A 17,584-nucleotide genomic window follows, 5' to 3' on the forward strand; every position below is an offset into this window, starting at 1 on the left:
ACTCAGTCCTCGCCGAGGTATGCCTTGCGTACGGATTCGTCGTGCAGGAGGTCCTGTCCGGTGCCGGAGAGGACGATGTTGCCGACCTCCATGACGTGTCCTTGGTCGGCGAGGGAGAGCGCGGCTTGGGCGTTCTGCTCGACGAGGAGGATGGTCGTGCCGGAGGCTTTGAGTTCGGCGATGGTGGCCAGGATCTTCTGCATCATGATCGGCGAGAGGCCCATGGAGGGTTCGTCGAGCATGAGCAGTTTGGGCTGGGACATCAACGCCCGGCCCATCGCCAGCATCTGCTGCTCGCCGCCGGAGAGCGTGCCCGCTGCTTGCTTGCGTCGCTCTCCCAGGATGGGGAAGAGGTCGTACGCGCGCTGGATGTCCTTCTCGATGCCTGCCTTGTCGCTGCGCAGGAATGCTCCGAGTTGGAGGTTTTCGGCGATCGTGAGCCGGGGGAAGATGTGGCGTCCCTCGGGGGAGTGGGCGAGGCCGAGGGCGACGATCTTGTGGGCGGGGACGTTGGCGAGGGGTTGGCCGTCGAAGAGGATGCGGCCGCCGCTGGGCTTGAGGAGCCCGGAGAGGGTGCGCAGGGTGGTGGTTTTGCCGGCGCCGTTGGTTCCGATGAGGGTGACGATCTGGCCGGCTTCGACGGTGAAGGAGATGCCCTTGACGGCTTCGATCTTGCCGTAGGCGACCTTGAGGTCTTCGACCTCGAGCAGTGCGGTCACTGGGCGTTTCCTTCCTTGCTGGTGGTGCTCTCTGCCCCGGAGGTCTCGGTGGCGTCGGTGGCTTCGGCGGCCTCCACCTCGGCGACTTCGTCGGCCCCTGGAGCGCCTTCGAACGGCTCACCGAGGTATGCGGCGATGACGCGTTCGTCGCCCTGGACGACCTCCGAGGTGCCTTCGACGAGCTTTTCGCCCTGGACGAGGCAGGCGACGCGGTCGCTGAGGTTGAAGATGAAGCGCATGTCGTGCTCGATGACGAGGACGGCGATGCCCCGGTCGCGGATGGCGAAGACGAGGTCTTCGGTTGCCCGTGTTTCCTGGGGGTTCATGCCGGCCGTGGGCTCGTCCAGGAGCAGGAGTCCGGGTTCGCTCGCCATCGCTCGCGCGATTTCGAGCTTGCGCTGTTCGCCGTAGGGGAGGTTGCGGGAGAGGTGGTCGGCTTTGTGGGCGAGGCCGATGAACTCCAGCAGTTCCATGGCGCGTTCGCGGGAGGTTGCTTCGGCCTTGCGGAAGCCGGGGCCGCGGAGGAGGGCCGACCAGAGGCCTTCCTTGGTGCGGGTGTGGCGGCCGACGAGGACGTTTTCCAGGACGGTCATGTTGGCGAAGAGCCGGATGTTCTGGAAGGTGCGGGCGATGCCGGCGCTGGTGACCAGGTGCGGCTTGGGGGGCAGCACCGTGCCCTTGTACGACACCTTGCCCTCGGTCGGGACGTACAGGCCCGTCAGGCAGTTGAAGAAGGTGGTCTTGCCGGCGCCGTTGGGGCCGATGAGGCCGACGATCTCGCCGGTGTTGACGGTGAGGTCGACGCTGCGTACGGCGGTGAGGCCGCCGAAGCGCATGGTGACGCCGCTGGCTTCGAGGACGGGGGTGGTGGCCGTGGTGGTGGTCATGTGGGTCACGCCCCTGCCTTGGTGACGCCGACGGTGGAGTCGGGCAGGCCTTGTTCGGGGATGTCGATCTGGTCTGCTTCGTGGAATTCGAGTTGGCGGCGGCGGTTGGCGATGATGCCTTCAGGGCGGAAGCGCATGAGGATGACGAGCGCGATGCCGAAGGCGAAGAGCTGGTACTCCTTGAGGAAGCTGAGCTTCTCGGGGAGGAGGTAGAGCAGGGTGGCGCCGAGGATGGGGCCGTTGACCGTGCCCATGCCGCCGAGGACGACTGCGGCGAGCAGGAACGCGGAGTTGGGCGGTACGGAGCCGGCGAACTGGTACGGGGCCGGGTTGACGCTGTAGCCGACGTGGGCTGAGACCGTACCGGCGAGGCCTGCGAGCGAGGCGCCGAGGGCGAAGGCGATGAGTTTGACGCGGAAGCCGTTGATGCCCATGGCTGTGGCGGCGGTCTCGTCTTCGCGGATGGCGATCCAGGAGCGGCCGATGCGGGAGTCGGCGGCGCGGTTGAAGACGATGACGACGATCGCGGTGATGAGCAGCATCAGCAGGAAGTAGTTCGCGAAGCGGCCGAGGGTGACTCCGGCGACGTCGTGGCTGCTTCCGAAGTTGAACCCGAAGATCTTGAGGTCCGGGATCATGGAGATGCCGTTGGGGCCGTTGGTGAGGTTCGGTCCGCTGGAGCCGTCCATGTTGTTGACGGAGATGCGGAAGATTTCTCCGAAGCCCAGGGTGACGATGGCGAGGTAGTCGCCGCGCAGTCGCAGGGTGGGGGCGCCGATGAGGACGCCGAAGACGAGCGATGCGGCCATGCCGGTGAGCATGGCGGCCCAGAAGGGGAACTGGACGCCGGAGAAGCGGGAGAACTCGGAGCCGGAGACGAGGGCTGCGGCGTAGGCGCCGACGCCGAGGAAGGCGACGTATCCGAGGTCGAGGAGTCCGGTGAGGCCGACGACGATGTTGAGGCCGAGGGCGACGGTTCCGACGACGAGGATGTTGACGCCGAGGTTGGCGTTGTGCTCGTTGTTCGCGACCCAGGGGAAGATCGCCGCGGCGAGGAATGCCATGGTGGTGGCGAATCCCTTGTGGCGGGCGTTGAGTGCGGCGAAGCGGTCGAAGAGTCCGGCGGTGAGGAGTGCCCAGGTGCCGAAGATGACCAGGAGCAGGTAGCCGAGGAACGTTTCGCTTGCGTCGGGGTCGACGCCGATGCCGTAGTTGAAGACGATCAGGGCCACGGCGGTGGCGGCGGTGATGACGAGGCGTTCGCCCCAGGCGGGGAGCTTGGCTGCCGGGGGGATGTTGTCCGGCTTGCTGATGTAGTCCTTGAAGGTGTCGCCGGGCTTGGGGAGTGCCAGGGTGCCGAGGAGGGCGATCAGGGAGCCGATGGCGGCGATGTAGGCGCCGGGGTCGAGGGCGACGAGGCCCTTGAGGTCGACGGCGATGGCGATCGCGCTGAACCAGCTGACGGTGAACGCGGAGGCGGCGGCGAGGACGACGGGCTGGGTGGCGCCTGCCGGGTTGAGCCAGCGCAGGCCGCGGATGTTCCAGAGGGTGAGCGCGAAGAGGAGGGCGAGGGCGCCTGCGATGAGGTCGAGGACCTGGAGTCCGGCCGGGGAGCCGTAGTAGGTGAGGTCCCCGGGGAAGTCGGACGTGTAGGTCCAGGACATGAAGGTGCTGGCGATGGTGGCGATGGCGCCGAAGGCGATGAGGGCGCGGGCGGCGGTCTGGGGGAGTGCGATCAGGCCGCGCTCGGCCGTGTTCTCGATGGTTGCCATGGTGCTCACGCCCTGTCCGCGACGCGTTCGCCGACTAGGCCTTGTGGCCTGAACAGCAGTACGAGGATGAGGAGTACGAAGGCCCATACGGAGGCCCAGCCGCCGCCGCCGAGCTGCTGCATGCCGGGGATGCCGTCGATGTAGCTGGTGGCCATGGTTTCGGCGAGGCCGAGGACGAGGCCGCCGATCATGGCGCCGTAGATGTTGCCGATGCCGCCGAGGACGGCCGCGGTGAAGGCCTTGAGGCCCATCTGGAAGCCCATGTCGTACTTGACCGAGCCGTAGCGCAGGCCGTAGGCGACGGCTGCGACGGCGGCGAAGAAGCCGCCGATGGCGAAGGCGATGACGATGATGCGGTTGGTGTCGATGCCCATGAGTTGTGCGGTGTCAGGGTCCTGCGCGGTGGCCTGCATGGCGCGGCCGGTGCGGGAGAGGCTGACGAAGAGGGCGAGGGCTGCCATGCAGATGGGCGCGGCGATGATGACGAAGAGGGAGCCGCTGCTGATGCTGATGGAGCCGAGGTGCCAGGGGCCGCCGTCGATCTGGGGGAAGTTGATGTCGGTCTTGGCGTCCGGGTACCAGTTGAAGACGGCCTGCTGGAGTGCGAGGGAGAGGCCGATGGCGGTGATGAGGGGGGCGAGGCGTGGTGCTCCGCGCAGTGGTCGGTAGGCGAAGCGTTCGGCCCCGACGGCGATGAGGACGGAGACGAGTCCGCCGCCTATGAGCATCGCCGGGAGGGCTATCCACATGGATGTGCCGTTTGGCAGAACGTAAAGGTAGACCGTGAGTGCGCCGAAGCCGCCGGTCATGAAGATCTCGCCGTGGGCGAAGTTGATGAGCTGGACGATGCCGTACACCATCGTGTAGCCGATGGCGATCAGCCCGTACATCGAGCCGAGGAACAGCCCGTTGGCCAGCTGCTGCGGCAGGGTGTTCACCGCATGGCCTCCATGTGGTGGGGAGTGTTGAGCAGGGCGTATGAAACGGGCCGCGCGGTGACGGGTGGTCTTGGCCGCGCGGCCCTGGGGGTGGTGCTAGCGGCAGTGGGGCTTAGCCGTTGAACGTGCCGCTCTTGACGGCCTTCCACTTGCCGTCGACGACCTGGTAGACGGTGAGCTGCTTGTTGGTGGTGTCGCCGTACTCGTCGAAGGAGACGGGGCCGGCGATGCCGTCGAACTTGGTCTTCTGGACTTCGGCGACGATCTTGGCGCGGGCGTCGGTGGGGATCTTGCCGTCCTTCACGACGTTGCCGATGGCCTTGATGATGGCGGTGGCGGCGTCGTAGGAGTAGCCGCCGTAGGTGCCGTAGTCGCCCTTGAGGCCGGAGGCCTTGTACTTCTTGATGAAGTCGGCGGCGGAGGGCAGGGAGTCGACGGGCTGGCCGACGGAGGTGACGAGGTCGCCTTCGGAGGTCTTGCCGGCGGTCTCGATGTAGGTCGGGGTGAACATGCCGTCACCGCCGAAGAGCGGGATCTTGGCTCCGCCGTCCTTGAGCTGCTTGGTGAGCTTCTCGGACTCGTCGTACTGGCCGCCGTAGTAGACGAGGTCGGCCTTGGAGTTCTTGATCTTGGTGACGAGGGCCGAGAAGTCGGTGTCGCCGGTGTTGACGTGGTCCTCGCCGGCGACCTTGCCGCCGGCCTTGGTGAAGCCGGCCTTGAAGAGCTTGGCCAGGCCGGCGCCGTAGGTCTGCTTGTCGTCGACCACGAACACCTTGCGCTTCTTCAGGGTGTTGTAGGCGTAGTCGGCAGCGAAGCCGCCCTGGAGGGCGTCGGTGGTGGCGGTGCGGAAGTACGTCTTGAAGGGACGCGACTTCGAGGTCTGCCAGTTCTTGCCCTGGGTGAGCTCGGGGGCCGTGTTGGACGGCGAGATCTCGACCAGGTTGGCGGTGGCGAAGACCTGCTGCATCTGGGTGGCGACGCCGGAGTTCAGCGGGCCGACCACGCCGAGGACCTTCTCGTTCTGGACGAGTCCGGTGGCGTTCGACTGGCCCTGGGCCGGGATGGCCTTGTCGTCGTGCGCCTCGACCTTGAAGGTCACGCCGGGGACAGTGTTGTTCTTGTTGGCGTCGTCGACGGCGATCTGGACGCCGCCCTGGATGCCAAGGCCGGTGGCGGAGTTCTGACCGGTCAGCGGCGCGTCCACGCCGATGATGATCTCGGTCTTCTTGCTGCTTTTGCTGTCTCCGCTGTCGTCGCGCGAGCCGCAGGCGGTCAGCGTGAGTGCTCCTGTGGTGAGCACGGAAGTGAGTATGACCAAAGAACGCTGTCGCACGTTGAATCCTCTCCCTGGCGCGGCTCCCCAGGGTGGGGGCCGTGTGTCTCGCCGGGCCGTACTGGGTGATGCAGGCCGTGCAGTAGACGCGCCCGGCGGCGCGGTGACTGGCCGTGACTATAAGCGCAGGTAGGGGGAGCTCACAGGAGCGTAGGGAAGGCTGTGACGCTCTTGTTATGCGGGGGGTGTTCTGGCGGGTGCGGGGTGGATGATCGGAGTATTTCGGGATGCCGTCCGGGGGTGACTGCGTGTTCGCATCGTGAGAACGCCCTGTTCCGGTTCATGGGACCGGGCGGCTTCGGTCGATATGGCGGTGGGGCGGGGTGTTCGTCGGGGTGCGGCGCCGGGGGCGCGGTGGCGCGAGCATTGCTTCATTACGGCAGAGGTAACCCACTGTTACCGGCGTGTGAGGTCGTGCCGGGTGTCCTGGTCGGGGGAAGTGGGCGCGGTGGTGGCCGGGTTGGGGAAGCAGGTGGTGCGCAGGTCGGTCCACAGGTCGTGGGGGTAGGTGCCGCCGAAGAGGAAGCTCTGCTGTTGCTGCGCGGTGCGGTTGCTGAGGAGCAGGTCGAGGTGGGGGAGGTCGAGGGCGGGTGGCAGGGCGGCGCACTTGTATACGGAGATGCGTACGGTGATCAGCCGGGGCGTTCCGGCCCTTACTGTCAGTGGCAGCCGGGGTGTGGTGGTGGCGCCCAACTCGGGTAGTCCGGCGCCGACTTGGTGGACGGTGACGGGGCTGCCGCGGGCGACGTCGATCTCGAACCGGTAGGACGCGGGGGTGGTTCCCCGGCCCTTGTAGTGGAGGGTGGTGACGGTGGCGGGCCAGGGGGAGAGGTCGGGGGCTGCCTGGGTGGCCGGTGCGGGGCGCAGGGTGAGGACGGTGCCGGTGGCGACCGCGGCGATGATCAGGGCTTGGACGAGGCGGCGGCGGGTGCGGGGGAGTGCGGCCCAACGGGTGCCGGCGCGGGAGGATTTCGACCACAGCAGGTCGCTTGGCGTGTCCTGGTGAGGGCCGTCGGCTTCATCGGGGTGGTACGGCTCGACGGGCCCGATGCCGGTCATGCTTCACGCTATGCCGGAGTGTGGGGCTCCGCCAATGGCGTTGTGGGCGGGGGAGTTGGCGGTGGTGGAGGGGGTTCTGGTACCCGGGGGTGGCCGCCGAGGTGTCCGGCCGTGGCCTGCTCGCCGTTCTCCGGCGCGCGACGGCAGGCCCTTTCCGGTGTCGGCCCGTGGGTGCGTCCCACGGGGCGGTGTCAGCTCTTGGGGGCGTCCTTGAGGACGCAGGTGAGGCGGGCGCTGCAGACGCGCTTGCCGTCCTCGTCGGTGATGGCGATCTCGTACGTCGCCGAGGTGCGCCCCCGGTGTACGGGTGTGGCCACGCCGGTGACCAGGCCGGAGCGGGCTCCGCGGTGGTGCGTGCAGTTCAGGTCGACGCCCACGGCGATCTTGGAGCTGCCGCCGTGGAGCATGGCGCCGACGGAGCCGATGGTCTCGGCGAGGACGGCGGAGGCGCCTCCGTGCAGCAGGCCGTAGGGCTGGGTGTTGCCCTCGACCGGCATGGTGCCCACGACGCGGTCGGCGGAGGCCTCGATGATCTGCACGCCCATGCGGGTGCCGAGGTGGCCCGCGGAGAAGAGCGCGGGCAGGTCGACGCCGAGGGCGGCGTACTCGTCGAGGACCTCTTGCGGGAACTTCACGGTGTGCTGCTCGCCCATCGGGCCCGGCTCCGTTCGTCGTGGATCACTGCGTCGCGGATCACTGTCGTGATCACTCCTACTGAGCAAACGCTCAGTCGGTTGCCGATTGTTCCAGACGCACGACGACGGACTTGCTGGCAGGGGTGTTGCTGGTGTCGGCGGTCGCGTCCAGCGGGACCAGGACGTTGGTCTCCGGGTAGTACGCGGCCGCGCAGCCCAGGGCGGTCGGGTAGTGCACGACGCGGAAGCCGGGCGCGCGCCGCTCGACGCCGTCCTTCCACTCGCTGACCAGGTCGACGTACGAGCCGTCCGCGAGCTTCAGTTCGCGTGCGTCCTCGGGGTTGACGAGCACGACCCGGCGGCCGTTCTTGATCCCTCTGTAGCGGTCGTCCAGGCCGTAGATGGTGGTGTTGTACTGGTCGTGCGAGCGCAGGGTCTGCAGCAGCAGGCGGCCCTCGGGGAGCTTGGGGTACTCGACGGGCGCGGCGGTGAAGTTGGCCTTTCCGGTGGCCGTCGGGAAGCGGCGTTCGTCGCGCGGGGCGTGCGGGAGCGCGAAGCCCGCCGGGTCGGCGATGCGCGCGTTGAAGTCCTCGAAGCCGGGGATCACGCGCGCGATGCGGTCGCGGATCGTCGCGTAGTCCTTCTCGAACTCCTCCCAGGGGGTGCGGGAGCCGTCGCCGAGCACGCGGCGGGCGAGCCGGGCCACGATGGCGGGCTCGGACAGCAGTTGGCCGCTCGCGGGCTCCAGGCGGCCGCGTGAGGCGTGCACCATGCCCATGGAGTCCTCGACGGTCACGAACTGCTCGCCGCTGCCCTGGAGGTCGCGCTCGGTGCGGCCGAGGGTCGGCAGGATCAGGGCACGTGCGCCCGTGATCACGTGCGAGCGGTTCAGCTTCGTCGACACGTGCACGGTGAGGCGGGCGCGGCGCATGGCCGCCTCCGTCACCTCGGTGTCGGGCGACGCGGCGACGAAGTTGCCGCCCATCGCGAAGAAGACCTTCGCCTCGCCGTCGCGCAGCGCGCCGATGGCCCGTACGACGTCGTAGCCGTGCCCGCGCGGCGGGGCGAACCCGAACTCCTTCTCCAGGGCGTCGAGGAAGGCCGGGGCGGGGCGCTCGAAGATGCCCATCGTGCGGTCGCCCTGCACGTTCGAGTGGCCGCGGACGGGGCAGACGCCCGCGCCGGGGCGGCCGATGTTGCCGCGCAGCAGCAGGAGGTTGACGACTTCGCGGATCGTCGGCACGGCGTGCTTGTGCTGGGTGAGGCCCATCGCCCAGCACACGATGGTGCGCTGGGAGGCGAGGACCATGCGGAGGGCCTCGTCGATCTTCTCGCGGGTGAGGCCGGTCGCGGTGAGCGTCTCGTCCCAGTCGGCGGCGCGGGCGGCGGCCGCGAACTCCTCGTACCCGTGGGTGTGTTCGGCGATGAACTCCTCGTCGACCGCGCCCTCCGTGTCGAGGACGAGCTTGTTGAGGAGGCGGAAGAGGGCCTGGTCGCCGCCGAGGCGGATCTGCAGGAACAGGTCGGTGAGGGCGGCGCCCTTGATCATGCCCTGGGGGGTCTGCGGGTTCTTGAAGCGTCCGAGGCCCGCCTCGGGCAGCGGATTGACCGTGATGATCTTCGCGCCGTTGGACTTGGCCTTCTCCAGGGCGGAGAGCATGCGCGGGTGGTTCGTGCCGGGGTTCTGCCCGGCGACGATGATCAGGTCCGCCTTGTAGAGGTCGTCGAGGGAGACGCTGCCCTTGCCGATGCCGATGGTCTCGGAGAGGGCGGAACCCGACGACTCGTGGCACATGTTCGAGCAGTCCGGCAGATTGTTCGTGCCGAGCTCGCGGGCGAACAACTGGTAGAGGAACGCGGCCTCGTTGCTGGTGCGGCCCGAGGTGTAGAAGAGGGCCTCGTCGGGGGATCCGAGTGCGGCCAGTTCCTCGGCGACGATGTCGAAGGCCCGCTCCCAGGGCACCGGTTCGTAGTGGTCGGCGCCTTCCGCCAGGTACATGGGGTGCGTGAGGCGGCCCTGCTGGCCCAGCCAGTAGCCGCTGCGGGTCGCGAGGTCGGTGACCGAGTGCGCGGCGAAGAAGTCCGGGGTGACCCGGCGCAGGGTGGCCTCCTCGGCGACCGCCTTCGCGCCGTTCTCGCAGAACTCCGCCGCGTGCCGGTGCTCCGGCTCGGGCCAGGCGCAGCCCGGGCAGTCGAAGCCGTCTTTCTGGTTGACGCGCAGGAGGGTGAGCGCGGTGCGGCGCACGCCCATCTGCTGCTGCGCGATGCGCAGGGTGTGGCCGATGGCGGGCAGCCCGGCCGCGGCGTGCTTCGGCTCGGTGACCTGCGGCGCGTCCTGAACCGGATCGCTTTTCGGCGGCTTGCTGGCCATCGCTGAACCCCTTCGCGTGCACACATCCCCTGGTACCTCACCGATAGTCGCACGCGGCTGTGACAAGGAGCCTGGCGGGCCGGGACGGCTCTCGATGTCAGTGGGCCGTGGCAGGATCGGGGGCGTGGCAGAAACAGCATCGAAGAAGACCGAGAAAACCGCAGGTGCGGGCCGTCCGAGGCTGATGCTCATGGACGGGCACTCGCTGGCGTACCGCGCGTTCTTCGCGCTGCCCGCGGAGAACTTCACGACCGCGACCGGCCAGCCGACGAACGCAATCTATGGTTTCGCGTCGATGCTGGCGAACACGCTGCGCGACGAGGCGCCCACGCATTTCGCGGTGGCGTTCGACGTCTCGCGCAAGACGTGGCGCTCCGAGGAGTTCACCGAGTACAAGGCGAACAGGTCGAAGACCCCGGACGAGTTCAAGGGTCAGGTCGAGCTGATCGGCGAGCTGCTCGACGCGATGCACGCCCAGCGGTTCGCGGTCGACGGCTTCGAGGCCGACGACATCATCGCGACGCTCGCCACGCAGGCCGAGGCCGAGGGCTTCGAGGTGCTGATCGTCACCGGTGACCGTGACTCCTTCCAGCTGGTCTCCGAGCACACGACGGTGCTGTATCCGACGAAGGGCGTCTCGGAGCTGACCCGGTTCACTCCTGAGAAGGTCGTCGAGAAGTACGGGCTGACGCCGGCGCAGTACCCGGACTTCGCGGCGCTGCGCGGCGACCCGTCCGACAACCTGCCGGGCATCCCGGGTGTCGGTGAGAAGACGGCCGCGAAGTGGATCAACCAGTTCGGTTCGTTCGCGGAGCTGGTCGAGCGCGTCGACGAGGTCAAGGGCAAGGCCGGGCAGAACCTCCGCGACCACCTGGAGGCGGTGAAGCTCAACCGCCGTCTCACGGAGATGGTGAAGGACGTCGAGCTGCCCAGGACGGTCCCGGACCTGGAGCGCGCGGCGTACGACCGTACGGCTGTCGCGATGGTCCTGGACACCCTGGAGATCCGGAACCCCTCACTGCGCGAGCGTCTCTTCGCCGTCGACCCGGGCGCCGAGGAGGCCGAGGCGACGGCGCCGGCCGCCGCGGGCGTGGAGCTGGACGGCACAGTGCTGGGCGCGGGCGAGCTGAAGCCATGGCTCGCCGAGCACGGGAAGACGGTCCTGGGTGTGGCCACGGTCGACTCGTGGGCGCTGGGCACGGGCTCCGTCGCCGAGGTCGCGCTCGCCGCCGCCGACGGGGCGGCCGCCTGGTTCGACCCCACGCAGCTGGACGAGGCCGATGACACCTCGTTCGAGAAGTGGCTCGCCGACCCCGAGAAGCCCAAGGTCATGCACAACGCCAAGGGCGCGATGCGGGTCTTCGCCGAGCACGGCTGGAGCATCGAGGGCGTGTCCATGGACACCGCGCTCGCCGCCTACCTGGTGAAGCCCGGGCGTCGCTCCTTCGCGCTGGACGCCCTGTCGTTGGAGTACCTCGGCCGGGAGCTGGGTCCGGCCGCCGCGGCCGACGGACAGCTCGCCTTCGGTACGGATGAGCAGGCCGAGGCCGACGCGCTGATGGCGCAGGCCCGCACGATCCTCGACCTGGGCGAGGCGTTCGGCGAGAAGCTGACGGAGGTCGGCGCGGCCGACCTGCTGCGTGACATGGAACTGCCCACGTCCACGCTGCTGGCCCGCCTGGAGCGGTACGGCATCGCGGCGGACAAGGCCCACCTGGAGGCCATGGAGCAGATGTTCGCGGGCGCCGTGCAGCAGGCCGTGAAGGAGGCGCACGCGGCGGCCGGGCACGAGTTCAACCTGGGCTCGCCCAAGCAGCTCCAGGAAGTCCTCTTCGGCGAGCTGGCCCTGCCCAAGACGAAGAAGACGAAGACGGGCTACACGACGGACGCGGACGCACTGGCGTGGCTCGCGACGCAGACCGAGAACGAACTGCCGGTGATCATGCTCCGGCACCGCGAGCAGGCGAAGCTGCGTTCCACGGTCGAGGGCCTGATCAAGACGATCGCCGCGGACGGCCGCATCCACACCACGTTCAACCAGACGGTGGCGGCGACCGGCCGGCTCTCCTCCACGGACCCGAACCTGCAGAACATCCCGGTCCGCACGGACGAGGGCCGCGCGATCCGCCGCGGCTTCGTGGTCGGCGAGGGCTTCGAGTCGTTGATGACCGCGGACTACAGCCAGATCGAACTCCGTGTGATGGCCCATCTGTCCGAGGACGAGGGCCTGTTGGAGGCGTTCACCTCGGGCGAGGACCTGCACACCACGGTGGCCTCCCAGGTCTTCTCGGTCGAGCGTTCCGCGGTGGACGCGGAGATGCGCCGCAAGATCAAGGCGATGTCCTACGGCCTGGCGTACGGGCTGTCGGCCTTCGGCCTCTCCCAGCAGCTGAACATCGACGCGGGTGAGGCCCGTGCACTGATGGACACCTACTTCGAGCGGTTCGGAGGCGTACGGGACTATCTGCGCCGCGCGGTCGACGAGGCGAGGGCGACGGGCTACACGGCGACCCTCTTCGGACGTCGCCGCTACCTGCCGGACCTCAACAGCGACAACCGGCAGCGCCGCGAGGCGGCCGAGCGCATGGCCCTCAACGCCCCCATCCAGGGCACCGCCGCCGACATCGTCAAGATCGCCATGCTGAACGTGGACAAGGCGCTCCGCGAGGCGAACCTCAAGTCGCGCATGCTCCTCCAGGTCCACGACGAAATCGTCCTGGAAATCGCCCCGGGCGAGCGCACCACAACCGAGAACCTCCTCCGCCACGAAATGGCCTCCGCCGTCCACCTCCGGGCTCCCCTGGACGTATCCATCGGCTCGGGCCCGGACTGGGAGTCGGCAGCGCACTAGCCTCCGGCGGGCGGCGGGTGCGGTCACCTGGGTTGTGGGTTGCGGGTTGCGGGCCCAGAGCCTCGGGCCTACGGGGTGCGGGCCCTCGGCTCATGAGCGCCGAGGCCACAGTCCCCGGCCTCACGGCCGGCGGATGTGGGCTGCGGCCCCAGGCCCCAGGCCCCGGGGCTTACGGGGGCGGTCCTCCAGCTCATGGGCGACCTTGGCCCACGGGCTTGCGGTTCTGCGGGTGGTGGGTGTGGGCCGCGGTCCCCGGGGCTGTGGACCCTGGGCCCGCCCCGAACCCCGGGCCCAACGGCCCAACGGCCCAACGGCCCAACGGGCCAAGGGTCCCCGGCTCGCGGACGCCGAGCCCACAGACCTCGGCTCCCGGGCCGGGGTCCTGCGGGCCGCAGGCCTGCGTGGCTTCGGCGCGGCGGGCCTACCGGCGGGCGGCAAGTCGGCGGCCTCCGCCCGGCACATTCAAGGGCCCGGCACCGCGAGGTGCCGGGCCCTTGAATGCCCGTCGCAATGGCGAGAAGGCGACACGACGCTGTTCGACGGTGCCGAACCGGCCGAATGCCCGCCCGGGCCGCCCGTAGGGCAAGCCCGAACCCCGGCCGCGCCGCGAAGACAAGGCAAGGCAAGGCACTCCACGGCAGCCGGAGACACGGCTTCGTCGTACCCCGTCCGGCTTCCCGAGGGAACCGCCCCCCGGAGGGAACCGCCCCCCGGAGGGAACCGCCCCCCGGAGGGAACCGCCCCCCGGAGGGAACCGCCCACCCCCCCGGGAGGGACCCGCTCAACCACCGGCAGGGTCTCCGTCCAACCCCGGAAGCGACTCCGCCGAACCCCCGGAGTGACCCGCCGAACCCCCGGAGGGACCGTCACCCGCGTGGCCCCCGCAAAAGCGCCCCCCGCCCGGCCGGGCCGTAAGGATGCGGGCATGGGTATACGCATGCTCCACTGCCGCACGGCCATAGCCACGGCCGTCGTCGTCGCGGCCACAGCTGTCGTCTCGGCGCTGCTCGCGCCGATACCCGCGGTCGCCGCGGAAGCCAGCACCGCGCAGGTGCCCGCGGCCTGCCGCTCCACCAGTGACCCCGACCTCGCCGCCCGGATGTCCCGCGACATCCGGGCGGCGCTGTCGTCACGCCAGGGCACCGTCTCCGTGGCGGTGCACGATGACGACACCGGCCTGACCTGCGACCTCGCGAGCGAACGGCAGTACGACTCGGCAAGCGTCGCCAAGGTCACGATCATGGAGGGCACTCTGCGCCGGGCGGAGGAGCTCGGCCGCAAACTCACCGACTGGGAACTGGCCAACATCCGCCCCATGATCACCAAGTCGGACAACACCTCCGCCCTGCGCCTGTGGAACGACCTCGGCCACGCCTACCTGAACCGCCTCCTGGCCCGTGTCGGGACGACGGGCACCCTCCTCGGCCCGGACGGCTACTGGGGCCTGACCCAGATCACGGCCGCCGACCAGATGCGGCTGCTGGACGTCCTCACCAACGCCCGCTCGTTCCTGAAGACCCGCGCCTACGGCCTGAAGCTGATGAGCGAGGTCCGCAGCGACCAGCGCTGGGGCGTGCCCTCCGGCATGCCCAGCGGCCTCACGGCCCATGTGAAGAACGGCTGGCTGCCCCGGGCTACGCACGGCTGGCGCGTGCACAGCGTCGGCGCGTTCACGGGTACCAACCGCACCTACCGCATCGTCGTCCTGTCGCACGACAACCCGACGATGGCGTACGGCGTCCGCACCATCGAGCGCATCGCGCAGGCCGTGCACCGCGGCCTCAACCAGGGCCGCGGCCGGATCCAGAGCCCCACCCCGGAGGGCGCGATCAGCGAGAAGTCGGACGGCTCGGCTCCGTACGAGCTGCTGCCGGGCTGGGACGAGCCGGAGCCGGACGCCACACCCTGACGCCCACGGCGTACAGCCCGAGGCCGAGCACCAGGCCCGCACCCCCGCCGAAACACAACGCCGGGATCAACTCCCAGGGCTTCGCGCTGGAGCCCCAGTAGGCCCACCAGCGCGAAGCCCGCTGCACCGCGGCCACCAGCGCGCAGCACCCGAGAACGGCACCCGCCAGCCACCGGTCGGAAGCGGACAGCGCCGGCACCCCCACCGGTTCGCCGGAGGGGGTGCGGCGCAGCGCGATCACCACGAAGGTCACGATGACGACGGCCGCCACCGCCGAACTGCCGTACTGCGCGTACCAGAACAGCGGTTCTCCCCCGGCGTCCCGGCCCAGCGCCGGGATCAGCCGTACCCCCCACCGGTCGTGGTGCGTGAACGCGTCCCACACGACATGCGTCAGCGCGCCGAGCGCCGCGGAGACGTACCACCACAACGCCGTCGACGGACTGGGGCGTCGACGTGCCGCCCCGCAGCGCAGCAGCCGCGCGGGGCGCCCCTGCCGGGCCGGCGACAGCAGCGCCACCAGTGGCTCGCGCAGCACCAGCCAGGCGCCCACGAGCGTCCACGCGACGAGCACGTCGAACGTGAAGACACCCGTGAACGAGTGCGTGAAGGTGCCGAACTCCATCGCCCCGGGCAGCACGCTCGCCGCGTAGTAGGTCATGTCGGGAGCGAACGAACCGGCCACGAGGACGGCGGGAACCAGCCGTCCGCGCCCGCTTCCGTCACCGCGCACGGCGGGCAGCACGGCCGCCGCATGGCTGAGGGTGAAGGGCAAGTCGTCCCCCTACGGCTGGTTCTGGGCGGCCGGCTCGGGCCGGTGATCACTGACGCCCAGTATGAGTGACCTGTGAAATCATGCGAGCCGGCCTCTCGGGGCCGGCGTTCCGCGCACCATCACACATGGCCAACCGGTGAATATCGGGCGCGAACGGGTGCCCGCGCAACGGAAGTTGTCGTAGGGTCACCTGGGTCACCGCGCCGGGGAGCGCGGTCGAACACCGGCAACACAGGCACGAAGAAGCGGTCGTCCACGGGAGGGGCTCACTCAATGGCGGCGCATTTCGGCAGGAGGCTGCGCAAGGGGGCGGCAACCACCGCCGTGGCCGCGGCCGCGGTCGCGGCCCTGTCCGCGTCCCAGGCCCCGGGAGTGATCACCGACGACCACGGCAGACAGACCACCGGCGCCGATGCCACACCGGACGCGAGCGGCGACGACACCGCCAGCGGCAACTCGCGCTACTACACGGACCTTCCGCCGCTCGACAGCCCCAGCCCGTCACCGACCACAGGCACGCCCGTCGTCACGGGTGAAGCCGAGGCGGGCATACCCGCGACCGTCCTAGACGCCTACAAGAAGGCCGAGGCATCGCTGCGCGAGTCCAAGCCGGGCTGCAACCTGCCCTGGCAGCTCCTCGCCGCCATCGGCAAGGTCGAGTCCGGCCAGGCCCGCGGCGGCCGCGTCGACGCGAGCGGTACGACGTACTCGCCGATCCTCGGCCCGGTCCTCAACGGCAACGGCTTCGCGAACATCAGCGACACCGACAACGGCGCGTACGACGGCGACTCCACGCACGACCGCGCGGTGGGGCCGATGCAGTTCATCCCCTCCACCTGGGCGTGGGCGGGCCGCGACGGCAACGGCGACGGCAAGAAGGACCCCAACAACGTCTACGACGCGGCGCTCGCGGCCGGTCACTACCTCTGCCGGTTCGACCACGACATGTCGGTCCAGTCGCAGATGAACGCCTCGATCCTCAGCTACAACAACTCGACGGCGTACCTCAACACGGTCCTGTCGTGGCTGGAGTACTACCGCAAGGGCACCCACGAGGTGCCGGACGGCACCGGCACGCTGCCCTCGCACAGCAGCGACGACACCTCCGGCGCGAACCCCAGCCCGTCGTCCCCCTCGACGCCGTCCCCCTCGACACCGAGCACCACGACGCCGAGCACGTCGGAGCCGGGCACCACCGAACCGAGTGACGGCGGCTCGACGAGCCCCAGCCCGAGCCCCTCCACGCCCGCCTCGCCCTCGCCGAGTCCGTCGACGCCCACGCCCACCGAGACCGTGGACCACCTGGACGACGCGGGCACCGGGAAGCTCACCGCCACGGCGGGCGACACGTTCGCCGAGAGGATCGCCGTACGGACCGAGACCGACGCCGACAAGGCCGTGGCGAAGGTCCGGGTCCGGTTCACGATCGTCGGGGACGACACGGACGCCACCTTCACCGGCGGCGAGACGGTCGCCACGGTGGTCACCAACCGGCTCGGCATGGCCAGCGCGCCCGCGCTCGTCGCGGGCGAGAAGACCGGCGACTTCACGGTCCGCGCCACCGTCGTCGGCCGCGTCATGGCCGGCCTCGACTACACGGCGACCGTCACCCCGCGCCAGGCCGACACCCTCACCCGCACCAGCGACACCGAGCTGACCTGCGTGCCGAGCGGCGAGTTCGCCGACCAGGTCGAGGTGAAGGCCACCTACAACGGCGCCGTCGCGGGCAAGGTCGCGGCCACCGCCACGCTCGTCAAGTCGGCGGACGACGCGACCGAGAACGACAAGGGCCCGTACTTCAAGGACGCGGACGGCAAGACCGTGCGCACCCTCACGGACCTCACCACGGACGCCGACGGCGTGCTGAAGCTCCCGAAGCTGTACGCGGACGACACCACCGGCACGTTCCTGCTCCGCATCAACACCACGGGCGGCGCGACGCTGACCGTCGAGCTGAAGGTGGCGGCGGCCGCCTCGTAGTCCATGCGCACCTCACAGTCCATGCGCACCGCGTAGTTCATACGCGCGTCAGGGCGCCCCTCCCGCTTCCAGGCGGAGGGGCGCCTTTGCCTGTGTGCAACGTGTTCTCATCTCGCCCCGCCGTTGCTACGGTGCCGGACCTGACGATGTATCAGCTCCTGGCCTTCGGGAGGCCCGCATGCGTGCCCTCATCGCCGCCGCGACCGGTCTCGCCGTGGCGCTCGCCCTGGTGCTGACCATCACGGCCATGGGCTCACCGGCCGGCAGCACATCGCCGAAGCCGCTGCTGACGACCGTGCCCGCACACCCGTAGACCGTGCCTTCAGACCCGTAACTCTCAGGGAGGGACGCCGAG

The 17,584-nt window shown here is 69.6% G+C and carries 13 protein-coding genes; 4 read left to right on the forward strand and 9 right to left on the reverse strand.

Features of this window, described 5'->3' with window-relative positions; translation table 11 throughout:
* Positions 1-2 precede the first annotated feature (2 nt).
* The 8 genes from OIC96_RS35930 to OIC96_RS35965 all read right to left on the reverse strand — a co-directional run bounded on the left by OIC96_RS35930 (position 3) and on the right by OIC96_RS35965 (position 9,714).
* Positions 3-719 carry an ABC transporter ATP-binding protein gene (locus tag OIC96_RS35930; protein WP_330303839.1) on the reverse strand — a complete coding sequence of 239 codons (717 nt, stop codon included), beginning with the start codon at positions 717-719 and terminating at the stop codon, positions 3-5.
* On the reverse strand, positions 716-1,606 hold the full coding sequence (locus OIC96_RS35935) for an ABC transporter ATP-binding protein (RefSeq protein ID WP_330303838.1): 891 nt from the start codon (positions 1,604-1,606) through the stop codon (positions 716-718). Before OIC96_RS35935 ends, OIC96_RS35930 begins: the two co-directional genes overlap by 4 nt.
* A 5-nt stretch (positions 1,607-1,611) precedes the next feature.
* On the reverse strand, positions 1,612-3,378 hold the full coding sequence (locus OIC96_RS35940; protein WP_330310057.1) for a branched-chain amino acid ABC transporter permease: 1,767 nt from the start codon (positions 3,376-3,378) through the stop codon (positions 1,612-1,614).
* 5 nt (positions 3,379-3,383) lie between these two features.
* Positions 3,384-4,316, reverse strand: coding sequence for a branched-chain amino acid ABC transporter permease (locus OIC96_RS35945; protein WP_330303837.1), 933 nt, complete (start codon positions 4,314-4,316; stop codon positions 3,384-3,386).
* Positions 4,317-4,428: 112 nt separating this feature from the next.
* Entirely contained in the window at positions 4,429-5,649 is a 1,221-nt protein-coding gene (locus OIC96_RS35950) for a branched-chain amino acid ABC transporter substrate-binding protein (RefSeq protein ID WP_330303836.1), read from the reverse strand.
* A gap of 396 nt (positions 5,650-6,045) precedes the next feature.
* Positions 6,046-6,708 carry a hypothetical protein gene (locus tag OIC96_RS35955; RefSeq protein WP_330303835.1) on the reverse strand — a complete coding sequence of 221 codons (663 nt, stop codon included), beginning with the start codon at positions 6,706-6,708 and terminating at the stop codon, positions 6,046-6,048.
* Between the two features lie 191 nt (positions 6,709-6,899).
* Positions 6,900-7,361, reverse strand: coding sequence for a PaaI family thioesterase (locus OIC96_RS35960; protein ID WP_330303834.1), 462 nt, complete (start codon positions 7,359-7,361; stop codon positions 6,900-6,902).
* 73 nt (positions 7,362-7,434) lie between these two features.
* Complete coding sequence (locus OIC96_RS35965; RefSeq protein WP_330303833.1) at positions 7,435-9,714, reverse strand: FdhF/YdeP family oxidoreductase; 2,280 nt, start codon at positions 9,712-9,714, stop codon at positions 7,435-7,437.
* 124 nt (positions 9,715-9,838) lie between these two features.
* On the opposite strand from OIC96_RS35965, the gene polA reads away from it, so the two are divergent.
* Positions 9,839-12,565: a DNA polymerase I gene (polA, locus tag OIC96_RS35970; protein ID WP_330303832.1), complete on the forward strand. Its 2,727-nt coding sequence runs from the start codon at positions 9,839-9,841 to the stop codon at positions 12,563-12,565.
* Between the two features lie 925 nt (positions 12,566-13,490).
* A complete protein-coding gene (locus tag OIC96_RS35975) occupies positions 13,491-14,474 on the forward strand; it encodes a serine hydrolase (protein ID WP_330303831.1) in 984 nt (327 codons plus the stop codon).
* Here the strand turns inward: OIC96_RS35975 and OIC96_RS35980 are convergent.
* Positions 14,395-15,249, reverse strand: coding sequence for a DUF4184 family protein (locus OIC96_RS35980; RefSeq protein WP_330303830.1), 855 nt, complete (start codon positions 15,247-15,249; stop codon positions 14,395-14,397). The genes OIC96_RS35975 and OIC96_RS35980 overlap by 80 nt on opposite strands.
* Before the next feature lie 273 nt (positions 15,250-15,522).
* On the opposite strand from OIC96_RS35980, the gene OIC96_RS35985 reads away from it, so the two are divergent.
* The gene (locus OIC96_RS35985) at positions 15,523-17,229 is read left to right on the forward strand and encodes a lytic transglycosylase domain-containing protein (protein WP_330303829.1); all 1,707 of its coding nucleotides are present in this window, start codon (positions 15,523-15,525) and stop codon (positions 17,227-17,229) included.
* A 178-nt stretch (positions 17,230-17,407) separates the two neighbouring features.
* Positions 17,408-17,542, forward strand: coding sequence for an SPW_0924 family protein (locus OIC96_RS35990; protein ID WP_330303828.1), 135 nt, complete (start codon positions 17,408-17,410; stop codon positions 17,540-17,542).
* Positions 17,543-17,584 lie beyond the last annotated feature (42 nt).

The sequence above is a fragment of the Streptomyces sp. NBC_00775 genome (genome assembly GCF_036347135.1).
In the GTDB taxonomy this organism is placed as follows: Bacteria; Actinomycetota; Actinomycetes; order Streptomycetales; family Streptomycetaceae; genus Streptomyces; species Streptomyces lutosisoli.

Coding starts and splice junctions, on each gene's coding strand:
- OIC96_RS35935 (WP_330303838.1), bottom strand. CDS start 1,606: ATGACCACCACCACGGCCACCACCCCCGTCCTCGAAGCCAGCGGCGTC.
- OIC96_RS35940 (WP_330310057.1), bottom strand. CDS start 3,378: ATGGCAACCATCGAGAACACGGCCGAGCGCGGCCTGATCGCACTCCCC.
- OIC96_RS35955 (WP_330303835.1), bottom strand. CDS start 6,708: ATGACCGGCATCGGGCCCGTCGAGCCGTACCACCCCGATGAAGCCGAC.
- OIC96_RS35960 (WP_330303834.1), bottom strand. CDS start 7,361: ATGGGCGAGCAGCACACCGTGAAGTTCCCGCAAGAGGTCCTCGACGAG.
- OIC96_RS35965 (WP_330303833.1), bottom strand. CDS start 9,714: ATGGCCAGCAAGCCGCCGAAAAGCGATCCGGTTCAGGACGCGCCGCAG.
- OIC96_RS35975 (WP_330303831.1), top strand. CDS start 13,491: ATGGGTATACGCATGCTCCACTGCCGCACGGCCATAGCCACGGCCGTC.
- OIC96_RS35985 (WP_330303829.1), top strand. CDS start 15,523: ATGGCGGCGCATTTCGGCAGGAGGCTGCGCAAGGGGGCGGCAACCACC.
- OIC96_RS35990 (WP_330303828.1), top strand. CDS start 17,408: ATGCGTGCCCTCATCGCCGCCGCGACCGGTCTCGCCGTGGCGCTCGCC.